The organism is Proteus sp. PR00224 (genome assembly GCF_016238105.1).
GTDB lineage: Bacteria > Pseudomonadota > Gammaproteobacteria > Enterobacterales > Enterobacteriaceae > Proteus.
Window position 1 is genome coordinate 200251 of sequence record NZ_JAEHQU010000001.1, and the last position, 20555, is coordinate 220805.

Below are 20555 nucleotides of genomic sequence, written 5' to 3' on the forward strand. Positions count from 1 at the left end.
AAATAAGAAGGAGGAGCTATGTCGTTACGTTTGAAAAAAGAGAGCCATTCCACGCTCTTAGTCGGATCTCAAGAATATGAGTACTACCGTCTTTCAGAAGTTGCCCGCCAATTAGGCGATATTACCCGTCTTCCTAAGTCTCTGAAGGTGTTACTAGAAAACTTAGTGCGTTATCTCGACAATGATACTGTTGTTGACGAGGATATTAAGGCACTCGTTGAGTGGCAAAAAACAGCACATGCATCGCGAGAAATTGCATATCGACCTACAAGGGTACTTATGCAAGATTTTACAGGTGTGCCTGCGGTTGTTGATTTAGCGGCTATGCGTGAAGCTGTGAAATCTTTGGGCGGGCAAGTGGATAAAGTTAATCCATTATCACCCGTAGATTTGGTTATTGACCACTCTGTTATGGTTGATGAATATGCCAATAAAAATGCCTTTGCTGAAAACGTGGAAATTGAAATGGAGCGTAACTATGAACGCTACCTTTTTTTACGTTGGGGGCAGCAATCCTTTGAACGCTTTCGTGTCGTGCCGCCAGGGACAGGAATTTGCCATCAGGTAAACTTGGAGTACTTAGGTAAAGCTATTTGGTCTGAGGTGCAAAATGGGCGTCATGTGGCTTATCCTGATACCTTAGTCGGCACAGATTCTCACACCACAATGATAAATGGTCTTGGTGTTTTAGGTTGGGGTGTAGGAGGCATTGAAGCAGAAGCTGCAATGTTAGGACAACCTATCTCCATGCTAATTCCAGATGTTGTTGGCTTTAAATTGACAGGAAAATTACGTGAAGGGATCACGGCAACTGATCTGGTATTAACCGTCACACAGATGTTACGTGCTCATGGTGTTGTGGGTAAATTTGTGGAGTTCTATGGTGATGGTTTAGCGTCATTACCTTTAGCTGATCGTGCAACAATAGCGAATATGTCGCCAGAGTATGGCGCGACCTGTGGATTCTTCCCAATAGATGAGATCACCCTTGATTATTTGCGTTTAACAGGGCGTGAAGAACAAGAAATTGCACTTGTTGAAGCTTATAGCAAAGAGCAAGGTTTATGGCGACATACAGGTGATGAACCTATCTTTACGTCAACATTATCGTTAGATATGGGAACCGTTGAAGCGAGTCTTGCAGGGCCTAAACGCCCTCAAGATAGAGTTAATCTGCCGAGTGTACCTAAGGCATTTAAAGCAGCTGTAGATCTTGAAACCAATAAGAAACCACTGGCACAATTTCCTCAAGTAAAAATTGATGATTATCCTGCATTTGAGTTAACCGATGGTGCCGTCGTTATTGCGGCGATCACATCATGTACCAACACATCAAACCCTAATGTCTTAATGGCAGCAGGATTACTCGCTAAAAATGCGGTAGAAAAAGGATTGCAGCGTAAACCTTGGGTTAAGTCTTCTTTGGCTCCTGGCTCTAAAGTCGTCACGGATTATCTTAATCTAGCAGGATTAACGCCTTATCTGGATAAGTTAGGGTTTAATCTTGTGGGATATGGTTGCACAACATGTATTGGCAACTCTGGGCCTTTATTAGCACCGATTGAAAGTGCGATTAAAGATAATGACTTAACTATTGCGGCTGTATTATCTGGTAACCGTAACTTTGAAGGTCGAATTCATCCCTTAGTGAAAACCAACTGGTTAGCATCACCGCCTTTAGTGGTTGCTTATGCTTTATCAGGAAATATGAATATCGATCTTACTAAAGAGCCATTAGGTAAAGATAAACAGGGTGCTCCCGTTTATTTAAAAGATATTTGGCCTGACAGTAAAGCTATTGCAGATGCTGTTGAGAAAGTTAAAACAGAGATGTTCCATAAAGAGTACTCTGCCGTGTTTGAAGGCGATGAAACATGGAAATCACTGCAAACACAAGATACACCCGTCTATGATTGGCAACCAGACTCTACCTATATTCGACATCCTCCTTTCTTTGAAGGTATGTCAAAAACGCCGGCTCCGATTAAAGATATTCATCAAGCCAGTATTTTGGCTATTTTAGGTGATTCGGTGACAACGGATCATATTTCACCCGCAGGTAATATTAAGGCGGATAGTCCCGCAGGGCGTTATCTGCGAGAACATGGTGTCGAGCCGAAAGATTTTAACTCTTATGGTTCAAGACGTGGCAATCATGAAGTCATGATGCGAGGCACATTTGCCAATATTCGTATTCGTAACGAAATGGTGCCGGGAATCGAAGGTGGTTTTACCAAGCATATTCCAACTGGTGAAATATTGGCTATTTATGATGCTTCAATGCGTTATCAGCAAGAAAATACGCCGTTGGCAATTATTGCTGGTAGTGAATATGGTTCAGGCTCTAGCCGTGACTGGGCGGCAAAAGGAACACGTCTATTAGGTGTACGTGTGGTGATTGCAGGCTCTTTTGAGCGTATTCACCGTTCTAACTTAATCGGTATGGGAGTTTTACCTTTAGAGTTTCCTAAAGGGGTATCTCGTCAAACATTGGGCTTAAAAGGTGATGAGAAAATTGAGATCACAGGGCTTAATGCATTAATACCGAGCCAAGATGTCGCGGTTAATATTACTTTTGCAGATAATCGTACTGAAACTATTATGGCGCGTTGCCGTATTGATACTCAAACTGAATTAGCCTATTTCCAACATGGTGGTATATTGCATTATGTTATTCGTAATATGCTTTAATTAGTTTTGTAACGTAGTTAATAACAATGCCCCATTATAAAAATAATGGGGCATTTTTTTATCTTTTCTTTTTGTAATAACAATCACCAGCCTTGAATTGCACCACCGTTAAAAATGGTTTCGGCAGCGGTGGCAACTTCGGGAGATTGATATGCTTTGATAAAATCACGTACATTATCAGCGTCTTTGTTCTCTTCTCTTGTCACAATAATATTGGTGTAAGGAGAGTTTTTATCTTCAATAAAAATACTGTCTTTGGTCGGTGATAAATTAATTTGCTGGATATAAGTTGTACTGATAATAGCGACAGTTACTTTGGGATCGTTTAAAACCCGTGGTAATTGCGCACCTTCTAGCTCCATAATTTTAAGCCTAAGTGGATTATCAATAATGTCGATAGCCGTAGGCAATAAACCACTGTTTGGTTTTAGCGTAATAAGCTTTTCTTTATCTAGTAACAGTAATGCTCGACCTAAATTGGTGGGATCGTTAGGAACTGCAATGGTATCGCCTGATTTTAACTCCGAAGGGTGTTTGATTTTAGTTGAATAGCCCGCCATAGGAAAAACAAAGGTATTACCGACAGCCACTAAATTGTAACCACGAGATTGATTATCTTGGGCAAGAAAAGGGAGATGTTGAAAAACATTGGCATCAAGTTCTTTATTTGCAGTGGGATCATTAGGCAATAAAGAACCGCTGAAACTTACCAATTCAACCTCTAAGCCATATTTTTCTTTTGCGACTTTTTTGGCAATTTCAGCCACATCTTGTTCAGCACCATTAATCACACCAACCTTGATTGAATAGCTGTTTTTATCGCTATTATCACAACCAGTCAATAATGCTCCTGCTAATAAAAGCGCGCCGAAAACCCTACCAGAAAAATGTAATGGCATAATGCATTCCTATCAAAATTTATTTATTAATAAATAACTTAGAATCAGATAGATAGTCAATGAAATCGCATATGACAAATTTTCACATGATATAATTTAATGATAATAAAGACATAAAAATAAGATGTAAGAGAAGAAAAATAGATAAAGAATAAATTTACAAGGTAATAAAATAAAAGGAATAAATAAAAAATCCGAGCAACTCAGGCTCGGATTTGAAAATAATTAATGTTGTGTTGTTACTTTATTATTGCGCTTTCTTAAATAAAAGATGTCCCATTTTATCGGCTTTAGTATCAAGATAATGTGCATTACTTGGATTACGCCCGACAATCAAAGGAACTCGCTCGATAACATTAATTCCTGCGGCTTTCATGATTTCAATTTTCTTCGGATTATTGGTTAATAACCGAACTTCATGAACACCTAAGAGGTTATACATGTCAGCACAAAGGGTAAAATCGCGTTCGTCAGCTTTAAAACCTAACTCAAGGTTCGCTTCAACGGTATCTAAACCTTTATCTTGTAACGCATAGGCTCGTATTTTATTTAGCAATCCGATATTTCTGCCTTCTTGGCGATGATAAAGTAATACGCCACGACCTACTTTACTTATTTGTGAAAGTGCTGCTTCAAGTTGGAAACCACAATCACAACGTAAACTAAATAGGGCATCGCCCGTTAGGCACTCTGAATGAATACGAGATAATACGGGCTCTGAGCCTGAAATATCGCCATAAACTAGAGCGACATGATCTTTTCCTGTTGCGATTTCTTCAAAACCGACCATTAAAAACTCGCCAAAAGGAGTCGGTAGTTTTGCTTCTGCGATACGTCTTAATTTCATTATTTTTGACTCATAATTTCAGGTGATACTCTCGTCCAAGATTATACACTTTATAACGAGAACAAAGAGAAATAATACACTGAAATATTTCCAGGCCTCATAGGTAAGGAAATGAATAACACACACTTATTAAATCACACTTCAACAAATTATCAGATTTTGATGCCGAGTGCATAATGATTTATTGCTAAACTTGCATCGTTTATACTGATAATCTTTAGCTGTAAATGGATGAGAACATTTGTATTTAAGAAGAGGCAATATATTGAATAAGCAAGTAACAAAGTTGATTCTGTTAGGTAGTATGTTGCTCTTAATCATACCAAGTGCTGTGTTGATATTGGGTTGGAAGTGGCAACCTACTGATCACCCTTTAGGCGGGATAAGCACATTATGGATAGCTGATAGTGCAGCAAAACCTTGGGGCGCTGTGACTATTATTGTTTTGTTAGCATTGCTTTTTATGGTGTTGAAATTAAAACGTAATCATTTTATTCAATTAGCCGTGATAATTATTGCAACATTATTTATTGGGCAATTAATTAAGGTTGCGGTTAAAAATACAGTAAAAGAGCCTCGCCCTTATGTTGTTTGGGTTAGTGAAAATTTGCACATTAGCTCTGAAGCTTTTTATCAAGTATCAAGACCTGAGCGAGAACAATTACTCCAAAATGGATTAGCCAACTCACCTGTGGTCCCTGAATGGCAACTTAAATATTGGAAAACTGAAACAGGTTATGCTTTTCCGTCTGGTCATAGTTTATTTTCAGCGACACTCGCATTATTTGTTTTTGTCCTTTTTATGTTGCGCCGTCATTATTTTTTAGCGTCACTCGGGTTATTATGGGGAATTGATGTCACGGTAGGGCGTATTGTATTAGGAATGCACTGGGCATCTGATGTGATTGTCGGTATTCTTATCAGCACCGTGCTGGTTTGGTGTGCATTTAAGGTGATTGAGTGGCGTTTATTACTCAAACCCTGACAATAGCCCTTATTTTTGAGAGAATGTCTTTTTCAGTATTTATATGAAAAAATATACGAAAATCAGATGATTCTAAGAAATGACTTTCTTTATGCGCAGTGAAAATGCTACCTTTATCTGTCTACTAAAGAAAAGAGAATAAAAAAGGAAATAATGTGAAAAAAGTCCTACTTTTTATTTTGGTTATTCTTGTTCTTGCCATCGTGGTGATTGCCATGACTTTAGGCACAAATAACGATCAGGTAGTCACATTCAATTATCTTATCGCTCAAGGTGAATATCGTATTTCTACCTTGTTAGCTACCCTGTTTGGTATGGGTTTTGTACTTGGCTGGATTGTAAGTGGTGTTTTTTATCTACGTGTACGCTTATCACTAGGTCGAGCAAAACGTAAAATTAAACGTCTTGAAAGCGCCCAAACAAAACAAGAAAACCAAGAAAGTCGCCCAACGGTTGCTTCTGCTACGAAATAAGGACGATAGCTGATGCTAGAATTGCTGTTTCTGTTATTACCTGTCGCTGCGGCTTACGGCTGGTATATGGGGCGTCGTGGCGCCCAACAGGACAAACAGCAGAACGCCGATCGCCTGTCACGTGAGTATGTGGCGGGTGTTAACTTTTTACTTTCTGATCAACAAGATAAAGCAGTTGATCTTTTCCTCGAAATGCTTAAAGAAGATAGCTCTGCTTTTGAAGCTCATCTTACTTTAGGTAATCTTTTCCGCTCTCGTGGCGAAGTCGAACGCGCTATTCGTATCCACCAATCGCTAATGGAAAGTGCTGCGCTTTCCTTTGAGCAACGCCTACTTGCTGTTCAACAGTTAGGTCGTGACTATGTGGCGGCGGGTGTTTACGATCGCGCTGAAAATATGTTTCAGCAACTTATTGATGAGCATGAATTTCGCCAAAGTGCGTTGCAATCGCTGTTAGCTATTTACCAATTAACCAGTGATTGGGGAAAAGCCATAGAAACGGCTGAAAAATTAGTAAAATTGGGACAACGCGAGCTCAAAGAGCAAATCGCCCATTTCTATTGTGAATTGGCGTTACAAGAAATGAGTAGCGATAATCTTGAGAGCGCGCTCAATTTCTTACAAAAAGCAGGGCAAACAGACCCGCTTTGCGCTCGTGTTTCAATTATGTATGGTCGTATCTATATTGCTCGTGATGATAAACAAAAAGCTATCGATGTTTTAATGAAAGTTATTGAGCAAGATAAAGAGATGGTCAGTGAAACCTTACCTATGCTTTTTGAATGTTTCCAAGCTCAAGGCGACGATAATGCTCGTTGGGAAACTTATTTACGTCAATGTGTGGATAGTAATTGTGGTGCGATTGCGGAGCTTTACCTTGCTGACATTATTGAAGCTAAAGAAGGTATTGAAGCAGCTCAGTTATACATTAATCGTCAATTAGAGCGTCATCCAACCATGCGCTTGTTCTATCGTTTAATGCGTTACCATTTAGCAGAAGCAGAAGAAGGACGCGCTAAAGAGAGCCTTATCTTATTGCGCTATATGGTTGGTGAACAAATTCGCACGAAACCAGATTATCGTTGCCATAAATGTGGTTTTACCTCTCATGCATTATATTGGCATTGTCCATCCTGTCGTTCATGGGATACCGTTAAACCTATTCGCGGTTTAGATGGTCAGTGACGATGTCACTTTTTTAATAGTCTCTCTATAAATAAAGGCCCTAAAATGTCATTTCATTGTGATAAGAAATCGCCCGAGCTTACCTGCGCGCCCGTTATTGTGGCACTAGACTATGAAGACCAAAAAAGTGCATTAGACTTTGCACAGCGTATCGATCCCTTATCTTGTCGTTTAAAAATTGGTAAGGAGATGTTTACCCGTTTTGGACCTCAGTTTGTGACTCAATTACAAAAAGAAGGGTTTGATATTTTCCTCGATTTAAAATTCCATGATATTCCCAATACTGTTGCAAGAGCCGTTGCAGCCGCTGCTGATTTAGGTGTATGGATGGTTAATGTACACGCGAGTGGTGGCGGTCGTATGATGCGTGCGGCTAAAGAGAGTCTTGCTGCTTTTGGTAAAGACGCGCCACTTTTAACGGCAGTGACTGTACTTACCAGTATGGATCAATCTGATTTAATTGAATTGGGAATAACATTGACGCCCGCAGAACAAGCAGAACGTTTAGCGTTACTGACAAAATCTTGTGGTCTTGATGGTGTCGTCTGCTCTGCACATGAAGCAACACGTTTTAAACAAGTTTGTGGTGATGATTTCTTATTAGTCACTCCGGGTATTCGTCCAGCAGGAAGTGATGTTGGCGATCAGCGTCGTGTAATGACACCAGAGCAAGCCATTGCGGCAGGCGTTGATTATATGGTGATTGGTCGTCCTATTACTCGTAGCGATAACCCTCATGAAACATTGCAACAAATTAATCGTTCTATACAAGGTATGTAAATGGATAATAACTCTCGTTTGGTTTATTCCACAGATACGGGTCGCATAAAAGAAGAAGAACAAAAGCCAGTACGTCCTGCTGGTGATGGTATTGTGCGTATTCAGCGCCAAACTAGTGGACGTAAAGGCAAAGGTGTATGCGTTGTTTCAGGTATTGATCTGGATGATGCAGAGTTAGCTAAACTTGCGGCTGAACTGAAGAAAAAATGTGGCTGCGGAGGGAGTGTCAAAGACGGTTTAATTGAGATCCAAGGTGATAAACGTGATTTAATTAAATCGCTATTAGAAGCTAAAGGAATGAAGGTTAAACTTGCTGGTGGCTGATTTAACTAGCTAGATAGCAATGAAATGAATGATAATGCGCTGATTTTCTATTGAGATTAGCGCATTTTTTTATTGTCACTAATAGATGTCTTTTAAAAGGTATTTTATGAAAGCGTACTTGATGATTGTTGCACTATTATATTCTTCTGCGCTTTTTGCAGAAACGACTGCGGATAAAATAATTGTTCATAACAAATATTGTTCTTCACCAGAACAGACCATGGATGAAGTTTATGAGAATGGCGCAATAACACATTGTGTTTATGCTGGGCTTTCAATTGCAGATGCATATAAAAAATATGTCAATGAACACGATGAAGATTATCTTGTAAAAACCATTAAAGTGAACAATAACATCCAAAAAGAATATACAAAAGACGGTGTTTCTGTTGATTATAAATGGGAAAATCCGAAGAAATTAATGATAGAGCAACAGTTTTCAGGTGGTTTTACGGAGTTTGTGTTAGAAGAAGATAAGAAAGGCACTAAAATCACGATCACTGGTCACCCTGATTAATTATTAAGAAAACAGCGAAATCCATAAGTACGATTATAGGTGACAATGTCACCTATTTTTTTGCATTTCATTATCACTAACAAAAATAAGAGATATAAAAAAAGCCGATAGCTCTAAGTGAACTATCAGCCTCATTGTATACCGATTTAAGTCCTATTAGATAGGGCGAGCAACGATATTGCGTGTTTCCAGCTTCACATCTTCAATGCGTACAGGAATGATATCATTGAGTTTATAAGCAGTTTCACCTTTCACAATGACGGTGCCTGTTTCTTGGCTACATTGAATTTCATCACGTACAGCATGTAAGAATGGCGCAGGAATAAAGGCAACAGCACCATTTTCAACTAGACGAACACGAACACCACCACGAGTAATATCGATAATTTCTGCATTAAATGGTGTTTCAGTGCCAGCAAAAGGTTTTAAGAAACGCGCATATAACCAATCACCCACATCGCGTTCGGCCATACGATTAGCGCGGCGACGCTCTGCAATACGAATACCATCTTCTTCTTGTGGTTTTTCAGCACTTTCTTTGCTGATAATCGCTTTAAGCAAACGGTGATTTAAAATATCACTGTACTTACGAATTGGTGAAGTCCATGTTGCGTAAGCTTCTAATCCTAAACCAAAGTGAGGACCTGGCTCAGCTTTGATTTCAGCAAAGTTTTGGAAGCGGCGAATACGGCTATCAAGGAATTGATTTGGCTGATTATCAAGCTCACGACGCAATTGGCAGAAACCTTCAAGCGTTAATAAACTTTCAGATGTAGTTTCAATACCGTTATCTTTTAATGTCTGCACAACTTGATCGATATAAAGTGGATCAAAGCCTGTATGAACGTTGTAAACGCCAAAACCTAAGTTTTTCGCCAGTACTTTTGCCGCACAGATATTGGCGGTGATCATCGCTTCTTCAACAATACGGTTTGCGATACGGCGTTTTTCTGCAACGATATCTAAAACATTGCCACCTTCATCAAGAATAAAACGGTAATCAGGGCGTTCTTTAAAGACCAGAGCATGTTTTTCACGCCATTCATGACGTTTTTCACACATCTCTTTTAATAACATCACTTGCTCATGAACAATCTCATTTTCAGGTTGCCATTGGGTATTTTCACCTTCTAACCAATCTGAAATATGGTCATAAACTAGCTTGGCTTTTGATTCTACCCACGCAGAATAGAAGTGAATATCTTCAAGCAATGAGCCATCTTCGGTAATACTCACTTGGCAAACTAATGCAGGACGTTTCTCATTAGGACGTAATGAGCAAATATTGTCTGACAGTTCGCGAGGCAACATTGGGATATTAAAGCCTGGCAGATAGTTAGTTAGCGCACGTTGTGCGGCAATTTTATCTAATTCACTATTAGGCAGAATATAAGCGGTTGGATCTGCAATAGCGATAAAGAGTGTGAGTTGACCGTTCTCTTCTTTACGAATAAAGAGGGCGTCATCCATATCTTCTGTTGATGCACTATCAATAGTGACAAAGGAGAGAGAAGTCAGATCTTCACGAGGTAAAGTGTCATGTAATGTGAGCGCTTCGTCACCCATTTCAGGCGCATCACGTTCAAGCTGATGACGCATTAAGGTTACCCACCAAGGCGCAAAGTGATCGTCTTTATCGGTAATATAGTCTGTAATTTCAGCCTGAAAACCTTTATCACCTTTATTAAGTGGGTGACGACGCATTACGGCAACAGCCCAATCTTGATCAACAAAGCTATGTGTTAAGCCTTGAGCAGGACGGCAAGGAATAGCATCTTTTAAGAGAGGGTGATCAGGTACTATCCACAGACGGTTATCACCTTCTTTTTTCTGAATACGACCAACAAAACGCGTTAAGAAAGGTTCGACCAATTCTTCGGGTTCAACCGACTCTTTATCGCCGTTTGTATGAACGGCAGCAATAACTCTGTCGCCGTGCATCACTTTTTTCATTTGCGGAGGGGGAATAAAATAGCTTTTCTGACCATCAACTTCAAGGAAGCCAAAGCCTTTATCTGTTCCCTTTACAAGGCCTTCCACGCGCGGTGTTTGGGCATGGAGTTGCTGTTTTAGCTGTGCAAGCAGCGGATTGTCTTGAAACATATTTTTCCGGAAAGTCGGCAGTTTTAATAATAAAAGTGGGCAATAGTTTTATTCGATTGTGTGTAGTGACGCAAGTAATATCGCATCATAAAAACAGACAAATCGACAAATTTTCACTCGGGATCTGTTTTTTCTTTAAATTCACAAAGATCTTCGATAATACAAGAGCCACACCGTGGTTTTCGTGCAATGCAGGTATAACGACCATGAAGAATAAGCCAATGGTGACAATCAACCTTAAATTCTGCCGGAACAACCTTTAACAGTTTTTGTTCGACTTCATTGACATTTTTACCTGGGGCAAAACCTGTCCGATTACTCACTCTAAAGATATGTGTATCGACAGCGATTGTTGGCCAGCCAAATGCCGTGTTTAAAACGACATTGGCAGTTTTACGACCGACACCGGGTAAGGCTTCTAGGGCTTCTCTGTTTTCAGGTACTTCACTGTTATGTTTATCAACTAAGATTTGACACGTCTTAATCACATTTTCAGCTTTAGTATTATAGAGGCCGATGGTTTTAATGTATTTCTTAAGACCATCAACGCCTAAATTCAGTATTGCCTGTGGTGTATTGGCAACGGGGTAAAGCTTGGCTGTTGCTTTATTTACACTCACATCGGTTGCTTGTGCAGAGAGTAACACGGAGATCAATAGTTCAAACGGAGAGTCAAATTTTAGCTCTGTCGTAGGTTGCGGATTGTCATCACGCAACCGAGTTAGAATTTCAATACGTTTTGCTTGATTCATTATGCTCACAAATTAATTTTTGACGATATGACTACCACAGCCTTGTTCTTTTTCGTAAGTTTTCGTTGTCAAAGTGCTGCGCTTTTTCTGTCTTTCATCGATCAGGTATTTTGCTGCTAACATAAAGCCTAAGCCGATAAAAGCACCCGGTGGCAAAATGGCAAGTAAGAAGGGTGAGTCTAAATGTACTATCTCAATTCTTAATACTTGCGCCCATTCACCTAATAGTAAATCTGCACCATCAAATAATGTGCCGTTACCTAAAATTTCACGTATTGCACCTAAAACAAAGAGTGCCGCGGTTGCGCCTAATCCCATTGCTAAACCATCAATAGCGGAAGGAAAGACTTCATTTTTAGCGGCAAACGCTTCAGCACGACCAATAACAATACAGTTAGTGACGATCAATGGAATAAAGATCCCCAAAGATTGATATAAGCCGTAAGCATACGCATTGATTAGTAATTGCACAGCACTGACGACAGACGCAATTATCATAACATAAATTGGGATTCGAATTTCAGAAGGAACCCAACGACGTAAACTTGAAACCGCCACATTAGTACAAAAGAGCACTAATGTTGTTGCAAGCCCTAAGCCTAATGCGTTAGTGGCAGTAGAAGAAACAGCAAGTAAAGGACATAAACCCAGTAGTTGAACTAAAGCTGAGTTATTGGTCCATAACCCTTGTGAAAATAGCGTTTTGATAGAGTTCATCTTAATTCGCCTCACAGACAGGAAGTGTATCCAACTTCTCTGGTAAAGATTGTATTAGCCAAGCAGTGCGCTTTGATGAGTTAACAACAGCGCGAGGGGTGATCGTCGCGCCCGTGAATTGATCAAAATCGCCACCATCTTTTTTTACTGCCCAGTGCGGATCGTTTTCACTGGAAATGAATCTATTGCTCAATGTCGTGATCCAATCAGAAATACGTGTTTCAATTTTATCCCCTAACCCTGGTGTTTCATTATGAGCAGTAACACGTACACCAAGGACATTTGCTTTAAAGTCGGCGCCCACAAGAAGCTCAATTGCGCCTGAATATCCATCAGGAGCGGTAGATTCTAATGCGGCTGCAACAGGTTTACCGTCTAAACGAGCAACATAAAGCTTATGTGGTTTTGTATTCCCTAATTCAGGTGCCGTGAGTAGATAACAATCTTTAGAGAGATCGTTGTTATACATTGATTGTGGGATCACCTGATCTAATAATTTTTGTTTCTCTAAAGCGACTTGTTCTGCAATGGTGTCTGCGGTTAAGTGATAAACCACCGCAGTTAAGCCTGTCGTACAGGCAGCAAAGATAGCTAATGTTAACCCATGACGTTTTAAGATTTCGATCATCATTTTCTCCTTGGATTAATGTCCGTAAACACGAGGGCGTGTATAGCTATCAATGAGCGGTACGGCAATATTGGCAAGCAATACAGAGAAGGCGACTGCATCTGGATATCCGCCATAGACACGGATAATCCAAACTAATAAACCAATCATGCCCGCATAAATTAAACGCCCCTTAGGGGTTGTTGAGGCGCTAACTGGATCAGTCGCAATAAAGAAGGCTCCTAACATTGTTGCACCAGAGAAGAGCTGTAATAGCGGTTGTGAATAACGCGTAGGATCAATACCCCAGCTAATAACCGAACATAGTGCTAATACAGAAATCATCGCAACAGGGATATGCCAGCTAATAATGCGTTTATAAAGCAGGATTAATCCGCCAACTAAATAAGCGACATTCACCCATTGCCAGCCAATGCCTGCAAATTCACCTTGTAAAATAGGTGTCGCTAAGACTTCATTAATAGGGTGAGTTAATAAACCCGTTTTAAAGCTATCAAGAGGTGTTGCTTGTGTAATGCCATCGACAGAACGTCTTAAATCTTCAAGCGTTAAGCCAGAAGAGGTATGCCCTGTAAAGAAGATGCTTAAACTATCCATGACATTGTAAGAGACAGCCTGTAATTCAACGGGAGGCATCCAAGATGTCATTTGTACTGGGAATGAGATCAGCAAAACTACATAACCCACCATTGCGGGATTAAATGGATTTTGTCCTAAGCCACCATAAATATGTTTTGCGATAACAATAGCAACAAAAGTACCTAAAACAATGATCCACCATGGCGCTAAAGGCGGAATACTAATGGCGAGCAATACACCAGTCAACAGCGCTGAATTGTCTTTCAGATAAAGTAAGGGATCTTCTTTTTTGAGCTTTACGCAAAGTGTTTCAGTAACAAGCGCCACGATAATAGCTAACACAATTTGGTAAATGGTTCCTAAGCCAAAGAAATAGATCTGGCTTAAGATCCCCGGAAGTGCCGCTAATGTTACCCATAGCATAACTTGGCTGGTGGACTGTTGATTATGCGTAAAAGGTGAACTCGCAATTTTTAATTTACTATTGTTATTTTGTATTGGTCTGAATTTCATCTGTGATTAATCCAAGGTAACTTCTTCTTTATTAGCTCGACGTTGTTCGGCTTCTTTTTTGGCTTTTACTCTGGCAATTGCGGCAGCGACAGCGGCTTTGCGCGGATCGACTTCTTCCGTCTCAGCATTTTGAGCAGGGGCTTCATCAATTGTTGTTTCCGTTTGAGCTTGTTGAGCCTCTTTTTTGGCTTTTACTCTGGCAATTGCGGCAGCGACAGCGGCTTTGCGCGGATCGACATCTTCCGTTTCAGCACTTTGAACAGGGGCTTCTACGGTTGATGATTGAGAAGCTTGTTGAGCTTTCTTAGCTTTAACACGAGCCAATGCGGCAGCGACAGCGGCTTTACGTGGGTCAGCATCTTCGCTCTCACTCGCTGTATTCTCACTTGACGCTTCTAGTGCTTTTTGCTGTGCTAATTTAGCAGCCTGTTTTGCTCTGACTTCTTCTTTACGTTTTTTACGTGCGGCAATAGCGGCTGCATTATCTGGCTCTTCACCTGCTTTAACAGAAATAATTTTGCCGATACTTTGTTTCGCTTTTACGCGAGAAAGTGCGGATTGAACTTCACTGTGCTCTTCATCGTCAAGTTTAACTGCGGCACGTTGATGTCTTGCTTCACGTTCAAGTTTTTCTCGCTCCATACGTATTTTTTTCGCTTCAAAACGTGCTTTGGCTTCAGTCGCGCGTTTTACTTCCGCATCAATTTCACGTATTTCTGCTTTTTCTTGGCGGTAGTATTGAACTAGTGGAATATTACTTGGGCAAACAAACGCACATGCACCACACTCAATACAATCAAATAAATTATGTTGTTGCGCTTTCTCATGCTCTTTACCTTTACTAAACCAGTAAAGTTGTTGAGGTAATAAACCACTAGGGCAAGCATCAACACAATGGCCACAACGGATACAGGCTTCTTCAAGGTTATCTGTATCCATCTCTTCAGCTGAAGGGATAAGTAGGCAGTTCGTTATCTTAACAACAGGGGCATTTAAGTCTGGTAAGGTAAAGCCCATTAATGGCCCACCCATAATCACCATTTGTTCAGAGCCTGCTACAAAGCCCGCTTGTTTTAATAACGAGTAAATCGGTGTACCTAAACGTGCCCAGAAGTTACCCGGTGTTTTGGCGCCATTACCTGTAACGGTGACGACACGCTCAATTAAAGGTTCATCATCGATAATTGCGCGTTTGATCGCGACAACAGTACCTACGTTTTGCATCAAAACGCCAATGTCAGATGAACGACCTCCCGATGGAACTTCTTTACCCGTTAAGATCTTGGTAAGTTGTTTAGCGCCACCTGATGGGTATTTTGTTGGGATAACACGAATGAAAATACGTTTTTCATCGGGCATCGCGTTTAATGCCTGTTTTAATGCCTCAATGGCTTCAGGCTTGTTATCTTCAATACCAATTAATACTTCATCAGGGGAGAGAAGGTGAATTAATACCTGACATCCAGCAATTACTTCATCAGCGTGTTCTTGCATTAAGCGATCGTCAGCGGTGATATAAGGTTCACATTCTGCTGCATTGATGATCAGTGTTTTAACGAGATCGCCACCACCTTTTAATTTTGATGCCGTTGGGAATCCCGCACCGCCTAATCCTGCAATACCAGCTTCATGAATACGGCTAAGTAATGTTTCTCTGCTTTCTAACTGGTAATTAATGATAGGTGATTTCTCTCTCCATTCATCTTTACCATCAGATTGGATCCTTACTGCAATTTCAGGTAAGCCAGAAGGGTGAGCACTTGGAAAAGGTTCTATTGCCGTAACGGTACCAGAGATAGATGCATGTACAGGTAATGTTCTGCCAACTCCTTTTGTTAAGGGTTGGCCTTTTAATACATGCTCACCTACGCTGACACAAAGTTGACCCGGTACACCTAAGTGCTGATGGATAGGAATAATGACTTCATCAGGTAATTGCGCTATACGCATGGGTGTACGACTTGACTGTAATTTCATTTCAGGAGGATGAATACCGCCTTTAAAATCCCAGATTTTATCTTTTTTAAATAACGAAAAGAGATTAAACATGAGCGCTATCCTCCGCCTTTAATGACGGTTCATCTTCAGGTGTTTCTTCAGGCTCTGCTGGAATGTTTTTAACAGGGATTGTGTTTAAATCCCATTTCCAGTTCGAGGTTGTGACTTTGACAGGAATCAAGGTTATACAATCAGTAGGGCAAGGAGGAACACATAAGTCACAGCCCGTACATAAGTCTTCAATAACGGTGTGCATAGCTCGTGTTGCGCCCACAATGGCATCAACAGGGCATGCTTGAATACACTTAGTACATCCTATGCAGTTATCTTCATCGATTAAGGCGACTTTTCTAATTGGATTTAATGCTTCTTCGTCACCATCAAGCGGTTGAGGATCAACACCCATCAACTCCGCGATTTTTAACATCACTTGTTCGCCACCCGGCGCACAACGGTTAATCATTTCACCATTGTTTGCGACTGCATCGGCATAAGGACGACAACCAGGATGACCACATTGTCCGCATTGGCTTTGTGGTAATATCGCGTCAATTTTTTCGACAATAGGATCTTCTTCCACTTTAAAACGACGTGCGGAATAGCCCAAAATTAGCCCAAAGATAAGACCTAGCGCACCCAGTACGCCAATTGCTATCCATAAAGAATTCATTACAGTTTCACCAAACCACTAAAACCCATAAAGGCAAGAGACATTAAACCTGCGGTAATTAAACCGATTGAAGCACCTTTAAATGGCGCGGGTACATTGGCGACCGCTAATCGTTCTCTAATGGCGGCAAATAATACCATTACAAGAGAGAAACCGACGGCTGCACCAAAACCATAAACGGCAGATTGCATAAAGGTGTGGGCTTGATTGATATTTAATAACGCAACACCTAAGACGGCACAGTTTGTGGTAATTAAAGGTAAGAAGATCCCTAACAAACGATAGAGTGTCGGGCTTGTTTTTCTTACGACCATTTCAGTGAATTGTACAACTACTGCAATAACTAAGATAAAGCTCAGTGTGCGTAAATAAAGTAAGTCCAAAGGGACTAAAATAAAATTATCCATCAGCCAAGAACTAATCGAGGCGAGCGTCATAACAAAGGTCGTCGCAAATCCCATACCAATCGCGGTTTCTAATTTTTTTGATACACCCATAAATGGGCATAAACCTAGGAATTTGACGAGTACAAAGTTATTCACCAATACGGTGCCGACGAATAGAAGCAAGTAATCAGTCATTGTTATGCCAAAATTGTTAAACAGAGAAACAAAAAGCCTCCAGAAATAAAGAGGCTAAACAAGCGTATATAATATCAAGGGTAAAGGTGTGAAGTTATCGAAGTTGTGTGAAAGTTTCACGAACACGCTTAGCATACTTGATATAAGGCACAAAACAGACTGTCGAGAAGACCGACCATAGAAGGGATTTTAACGCTGTTTGATCGTCAACAGGAGCAAAACCAAAGCTTTTAATGGCTAAGAGTAAGTTAATCAATAACCACAAAATAAATAGTCGTGGAAAATTTTGAGCGCGATAAAAAAATTGTCTTAACAGATATAACGTAAAGGCAAACATCACCCATGTTGTTAATGCAGAAAGATACCAACTAGAGAGCAAATGAAAAGGAAGCTGGTGGAGGATCGAAAAATCTGAAAAATATTTAATAACATAGAGAACTGACATCAATCCAGAGCCAATAATCGACAAAATCATATACGCCAATGGCGCAAGCAACCATCCTGTAATCGGCGCTTTGCCTGAATGGTTATTCGAGGTGTTTGCTTTGAGATCAAATTTCATTAATTAATTATTCCTACCTGTGTACAGAACTAAACGAGATATTATCACAAACTTTGTTATTATTTATTTAGCTACAAAAGTGAAAGTGATTTTTGTTAATAAAAAAACATATAAAAATAGGATAGGGTGATGACAATTAAACTCAATGTTGGAATTATCGGATATGGCTATGCAAGTAAAACCTTTCATGCTCCGCTAATAACAACAACCGAAGGCTTAAATCTTAGTGCAATTTCAAGCTCTGATGAAAATAAAGTTAAACAAGATTTTCCTCACATTACGGTTTATGCAGATCCTCAAGCACTTATTAATGATCCCTCAATAGACTTAATCATTATTCCAACGCCAAATAATACTCACTATTCACTGGCTTCACAGGCTCTGGCAAAAGGTAAACATGTTATTGTTGATAAACCGTTTACACTGACACTGGAAGAAGCTGAAAAATTAACTCAGCAAGCAACAGATGCTGGTAAACTTATTTCCGTCTTTCATAATCGTCGTTGGGATTCAGGCTTTTTAACCGTTAAAAAGCTTTTAGCTGATAAAACACTCGGTGAAGTTAGTGCATACGAAGCACATTTTGATCGTTTTCGTCCAACTGTACGTCAACGTTGGCGAGAAGATGCCGGAATTGGAGGCGGGCTTTGGTACGATCTCGCTCCTCATGTTCTTGACCAAGCGATTTGTCTATTTGGTGAACCTAAAGCGATTACTGCTGATATTGCTCAGTTACGCCCTAATGCAAAAAATGCTGATTACTTTCATGCATTACTAGAATATGAAAATCTTAGAGTTGTTCTTCATGCTTCTATGTTAGTTGCGTCTCCAACACCTATTTTTGCTATTCATGGGACAAAAGGAAGTTATGTTAAGTATGGTTTAGATACCCAAGAAGATGCCTTAAAAGCAGGTTATCTTCCTAACCAAACATATAATTGGGGAATGGATAATAGTGATGGTGAATTAACAACATTGTCAGATTCTGGAGAGTTAGAGACAACAACACTGGCAACACTCTCTGGTGATTACCCCGCTTATTACCAACAAATTTATCGTGCAATTACATTGGGTGAAGAAAACCCTGTTACGCCAATACAAGCAACAGCCATTATGCGTTTGATTGAAGCTGGCGAAATTTCTAATCGTTTAAAACAAACTATTACGCTGTAAGCCAAAGGGAGCGCTAAATCTAATGTCTTGGTGGCAAAAATTAAAACTCGATCCTTTTCTCATGATAATGATTTGTGTGGTGACGCTAGCAACGCTACTACCCGCACAAGGTGATATTAAAGTCTTGTTCCAATATCTTACGACCGGTGCGATAGCACTGCTGTTCTTCTTGCATGGTGCGAAGCTTTCTAGAGAGGCGATATTAGCAGGACTTGGACATTGGCGTTTACATCTTACTGTATTTACCAGTACCTTTATTCTTTTCCCTATTTTGGGGCTCGGATTACAAGTTATTGTGCCCGAATGGATGTCACCCACTGTCTATATGGGTTTTTTATATCTTTGTGCGTTACCAGCGACGGTTCAATCTGCCATTGCCTTTACTTCTGTGGCAGGGGGAAATGTCGCAGCTGCTATTTGTAGTGCATCTGCATCTAGTATTCTGGGTGTTTTTCTTTCACCTGTATTAGTCGGTTTTTTAATGCAAACGCAAGGCTCTGCGAATGATTTTGATACTGCTGGGGCGATTCAATCGATCTTACTGCAATTGATGGTGCCTTTTATTATTGGTCACTTATCACGCCCTTTAATTGGTCGTTGGGTTGATAAGCATAAGAAATTAGTTAATAGAACGGATCGTTCTTCTATTTTGCTGGTGGTTTATGTGGCGTTTAGTGAGGCGGTTGTTGAAGGGATCTGGCATAAAATTGACGGTTGGTCACTATTAACGATTGCAGGAGTGAGTTGTATTCTGTTAGCGATTGTTATTTTTGTGAACGTGTACAGTGCAAGATTGCTTGGTTTTAATAAAGAAGATGAAATCACTATTGTTTTTTGTGGATCTAAAAAGAGCTTAGCAAATGGTGTGCCTATGGCGAATGTGTTATTTCCAGCAGCAACTGTTGGGGTAATGTTATTGCCATTAATGATATTCCATCAGATCCAATTAATGGTTTGTGCTGTGTTAGCGCAGCGCTATGCCAATCAGGGTAAAAGAGCAGAGAAAAAATAATGAATTTAAGCTGGTGGATACAATAACGTTAAGTGAATATTGATTATTGGGTTCATTAGGAAAAACGGCATCGATTTAACAATTAATCGGTGCTTTTTTATTTATTGAGCTTTTTCTTTATTCTCTTTTTTGTCTGATAGCGATTGATATTTTGATTTAAACGGAAGGGCTAAACCCAGTGTAAAAAAGACTAAAAATACAAGCCCCATATTTAAATAGTCAGATTTATTATTTTTCACATCAACCTTTAATTCACAATCGATGGGTTCTAACTGATCGTTGATATTATATTTGCCTTGGTAAAGTTCATTAAGCATTGTCTGTGCTTGCTCAAATTCTTTATAGTTGACGAGTAATTTTACCCCCCCAGTCGCTTGAGCATACACTTGGTTATTCCAAACAATATTTTCATCTAAAAGGATCGCATCAATGCCTTCTGATTGAAGAAAACCAGCTTCAATAGAAGCATCAATTGGTGATAGATATTGTGCTAATAATTTATATTGACCTCTTGTCGGATGAATATTCCACATAGCTTTTCCTTAATGATTAATAGCCCCTTGAAA

At 40.0% G+C, this 20555-nt stretch carries 20 protein-coding genes and 1 pseudogene; 9 read left to right on the forward strand and 12 right to left on the reverse strand.

Annotation, left to right across the window (positions count from 1 at the left end; translation table 11 throughout):
• Nucleotides 1–18: 18 nt before the first annotated feature.
• Nucleotides 19–2691 carry an aconitate hydratase AcnA gene (gene acnA / locus JEP71_RS01000; RefSeq protein ID WP_198625591.1) on the forward strand — a complete coding sequence of 891 codons (2673 nt, stop codon included), beginning with the start codon at nucleotides 19–21 and terminating at the stop codon, nucleotides 2689–2691.
• A gap of 83 nt (nucleotides 2692–2774) precedes the next feature.
• Here acnA and JEP71_RS01005 read toward each other — a convergent pair whose 3' ends face one another.
• The gene (locus tag JEP71_RS01005; RefSeq protein ID WP_198625592.1) at nucleotides 2775–3590 is read right to left on the reverse strand and encodes a MetQ/NlpA family lipoprotein; all 816 of its coding nucleotides are present in this window, start codon (nucleotides 3588–3590) and stop codon (nucleotides 2775–2777) included.
• Nucleotides 3591–3837: 247 nt separating this feature from the next.
• Nucleotides 3838–4437 (reverse strand): GTP cyclohydrolase II, encoded by a 600-nt coding sequence (ribA, locus tag JEP71_RS01010; RefSeq protein ID WP_109372360.1) that lies wholly within the window; start codon nucleotides 4435–4437, stop codon nucleotides 3838–3840.
• 265 nt (nucleotides 4438–4702) lie between these two features.
• On the opposite strand from ribA, the gene pgpB reads away from it, so the two are divergent.
• From pgpB to JEP71_RS01040, 6 genes are all read left to right on the forward strand, one after another.
• Nucleotides 4703–5422 carry a phosphatidylglycerophosphatase B gene (pgpB, locus tag JEP71_RS01015; RefSeq protein ID WP_198625593.1) on the forward strand — a complete coding sequence of 240 codons (720 nt, stop codon included), beginning with the start codon at nucleotides 4703–4705 and terminating at the stop codon, nucleotides 5420–5422.
• A gap of 215 nt (nucleotides 5423–5637) precedes the next feature.
• A complete protein-coding gene (locus JEP71_RS01020; protein ID WP_232797478.1) occupies nucleotides 5638–5895 on the forward strand; it encodes a LapA family protein in 258 nt (85 codons plus the stop codon).
• A gap of 12 nt (nucleotides 5896–5907) precedes the next feature.
• Nucleotides 5908–7080, forward strand: a complete 1173-nt coding sequence (lapB, locus tag JEP71_RS01025) for a lipopolysaccharide assembly protein LapB (RefSeq protein ID WP_109372357.1) — start codon at nucleotides 5908–5910, stop codon at nucleotides 7078–7080.
• A gap of 45 nt (nucleotides 7081–7125) precedes the next feature.
• Entirely contained in the window at nucleotides 7126–7860 is a 735-nt protein-coding gene (pyrF, locus tag JEP71_RS01030; RefSeq protein WP_198619558.1) for an orotidine-5'-phosphate decarboxylase, read from the forward strand.
• Nucleotides 7861–8184: a stress response translation initiation inhibitor YciH gene (yciH, locus tag JEP71_RS01035; RefSeq protein ID WP_006536941.1), complete on the forward strand. Its 324-nt coding sequence runs from the start codon at nucleotides 7861–7863 to the stop codon at nucleotides 8182–8184.
• 106 nt (nucleotides 8185–8290) lie between these two features.
• The gene (locus JEP71_RS01040) at nucleotides 8291–8701 is read left to right on the forward strand and encodes a hypothetical protein (protein ID WP_198619557.1); all 411 of its coding nucleotides are present in this window, start codon (nucleotides 8291–8293) and stop codon (nucleotides 8699–8701) included.
• A gap of 156 nt (nucleotides 8702–8857) precedes the next feature.
• Here the strand turns inward: JEP71_RS01040 and JEP71_RS01045 are convergent, their stop codons facing one another.
• From JEP71_RS01045 to JEP71_RS01085, 9 genes and pseudogenes are all read right to left on the reverse strand, one after another.
• Nucleotides 8858–10804 (reverse strand): exoribonuclease II, encoded by a 1947-nt coding sequence (locus tag JEP71_RS01045; protein WP_198619556.1) that lies wholly within the window; start codon nucleotides 10802–10804, stop codon nucleotides 8858–8860.
• 113 nt (nucleotides 10805–10917) lie between these two features.
• A complete protein-coding gene (gene nth / locus JEP71_RS01050) occupies nucleotides 10918–11556 on the reverse strand; it encodes an endonuclease III (protein ID WP_109372352.1) in 639 nt (212 codons plus the stop codon).
• A 12-nt stretch (nucleotides 11557–11568) separates the two neighbouring features.
• Nucleotides 11569–12273 (reverse strand): electron transport complex subunit E, encoded by a 705-nt coding sequence (locus JEP71_RS01055; RefSeq protein WP_198619555.1) that lies wholly within the window; start codon nucleotides 12271–12273, stop codon nucleotides 11569–11571.
• A gap of 1 nt (nucleotide 12274) precedes the next feature.
• Entirely contained in the window at nucleotides 12275–12901 is a 627-nt protein-coding gene (gene rsxG, locus JEP71_RS01060; protein ID WP_109372350.1) for an electron transport complex subunit RsxG, read from the reverse strand.
• Nucleotides 12902–12916: 15 nt separating this feature from the next.
• Nucleotides 12917–13993: an electron transport complex subunit RsxD gene (gene rsxD / locus JEP71_RS01065; protein ID WP_196533221.1), complete on the reverse strand. Its 1077-nt coding sequence runs from the start codon at nucleotides 13991–13993 to the stop codon at nucleotides 12917–12919.
• A 27-nt stretch (nucleotides 13994–14020) separates the two neighbouring features.
• Nucleotides 14021–16042, reverse strand: a pseudogene (rsxC, locus tag JEP71_RS01070) (electron transport complex subunit RsxC); the annotation flags it as partial.
• A complete protein-coding gene (rsxB, locus tag JEP71_RS01075; RefSeq protein ID WP_198619553.1) occupies nucleotides 16035–16661 on the reverse strand; it encodes an electron transport complex subunit RsxB in 627 nt (208 codons plus the stop codon). The gene rsxB and the pseudogene rsxC, both read right to left, overlap by 8 nt.
• Entirely contained in the window at nucleotides 16661–17242 is a 582-nt protein-coding gene (rsxA, locus tag JEP71_RS01080) for an electron transport complex subunit RsxA (protein ID WP_006536930.1), read from the reverse strand. The genes rsxB and rsxA overlap by 1 nt, the downstream gene beginning before the upstream one ends.
• A gap of 94 nt (nucleotides 17243–17336) precedes the next feature.
• Complete coding sequence (locus JEP71_RS01085) at nucleotides 17337–17804, reverse strand: DUF2569 domain-containing protein (protein ID WP_198619552.1); 468 nt, start codon at nucleotides 17802–17804, stop codon at nucleotides 17337–17339.
• A 129-nt stretch (nucleotides 17805–17933) separates the two neighbouring features.
• On the opposite strand from JEP71_RS01085, the gene JEP71_RS01090 reads away from it, so the two are divergent.
• Together JEP71_RS01090 and JEP71_RS01095 are read left to right on the forward strand one after the other, a co-directional pair.
• Nucleotides 17934–18977 (forward strand): oxidoreductase, encoded by a 1044-nt coding sequence (locus JEP71_RS01090; RefSeq protein ID WP_198625595.1) that lies wholly within the window; start codon nucleotides 17934–17936, stop codon nucleotides 18975–18977.
• A 22-nt stretch (nucleotides 18978–18999) separates the two neighbouring features.
• On the forward strand, nucleotides 19000–19989 hold the full coding sequence (locus tag JEP71_RS01095) for a bile acid:sodium symporter family protein (protein WP_198619550.1): 990 nt from the start codon (nucleotides 19000–19002) through the stop codon (nucleotides 19987–19989).
• A gap of 101 nt (nucleotides 19990–20090) precedes the next feature.
• On the opposite strand, the gene JEP71_RS01100 is transcribed toward JEP71_RS01095, so the two are convergent.
• Nucleotides 20091–20522: a hypothetical protein gene (locus JEP71_RS01100; RefSeq protein ID WP_198619549.1), complete on the reverse strand. Its 432-nt coding sequence runs from the start codon at nucleotides 20520–20522 to the stop codon at nucleotides 20091–20093.
• Between the last annotated feature and the right edge of the window lie 33 nt (nucleotides 20523–20555).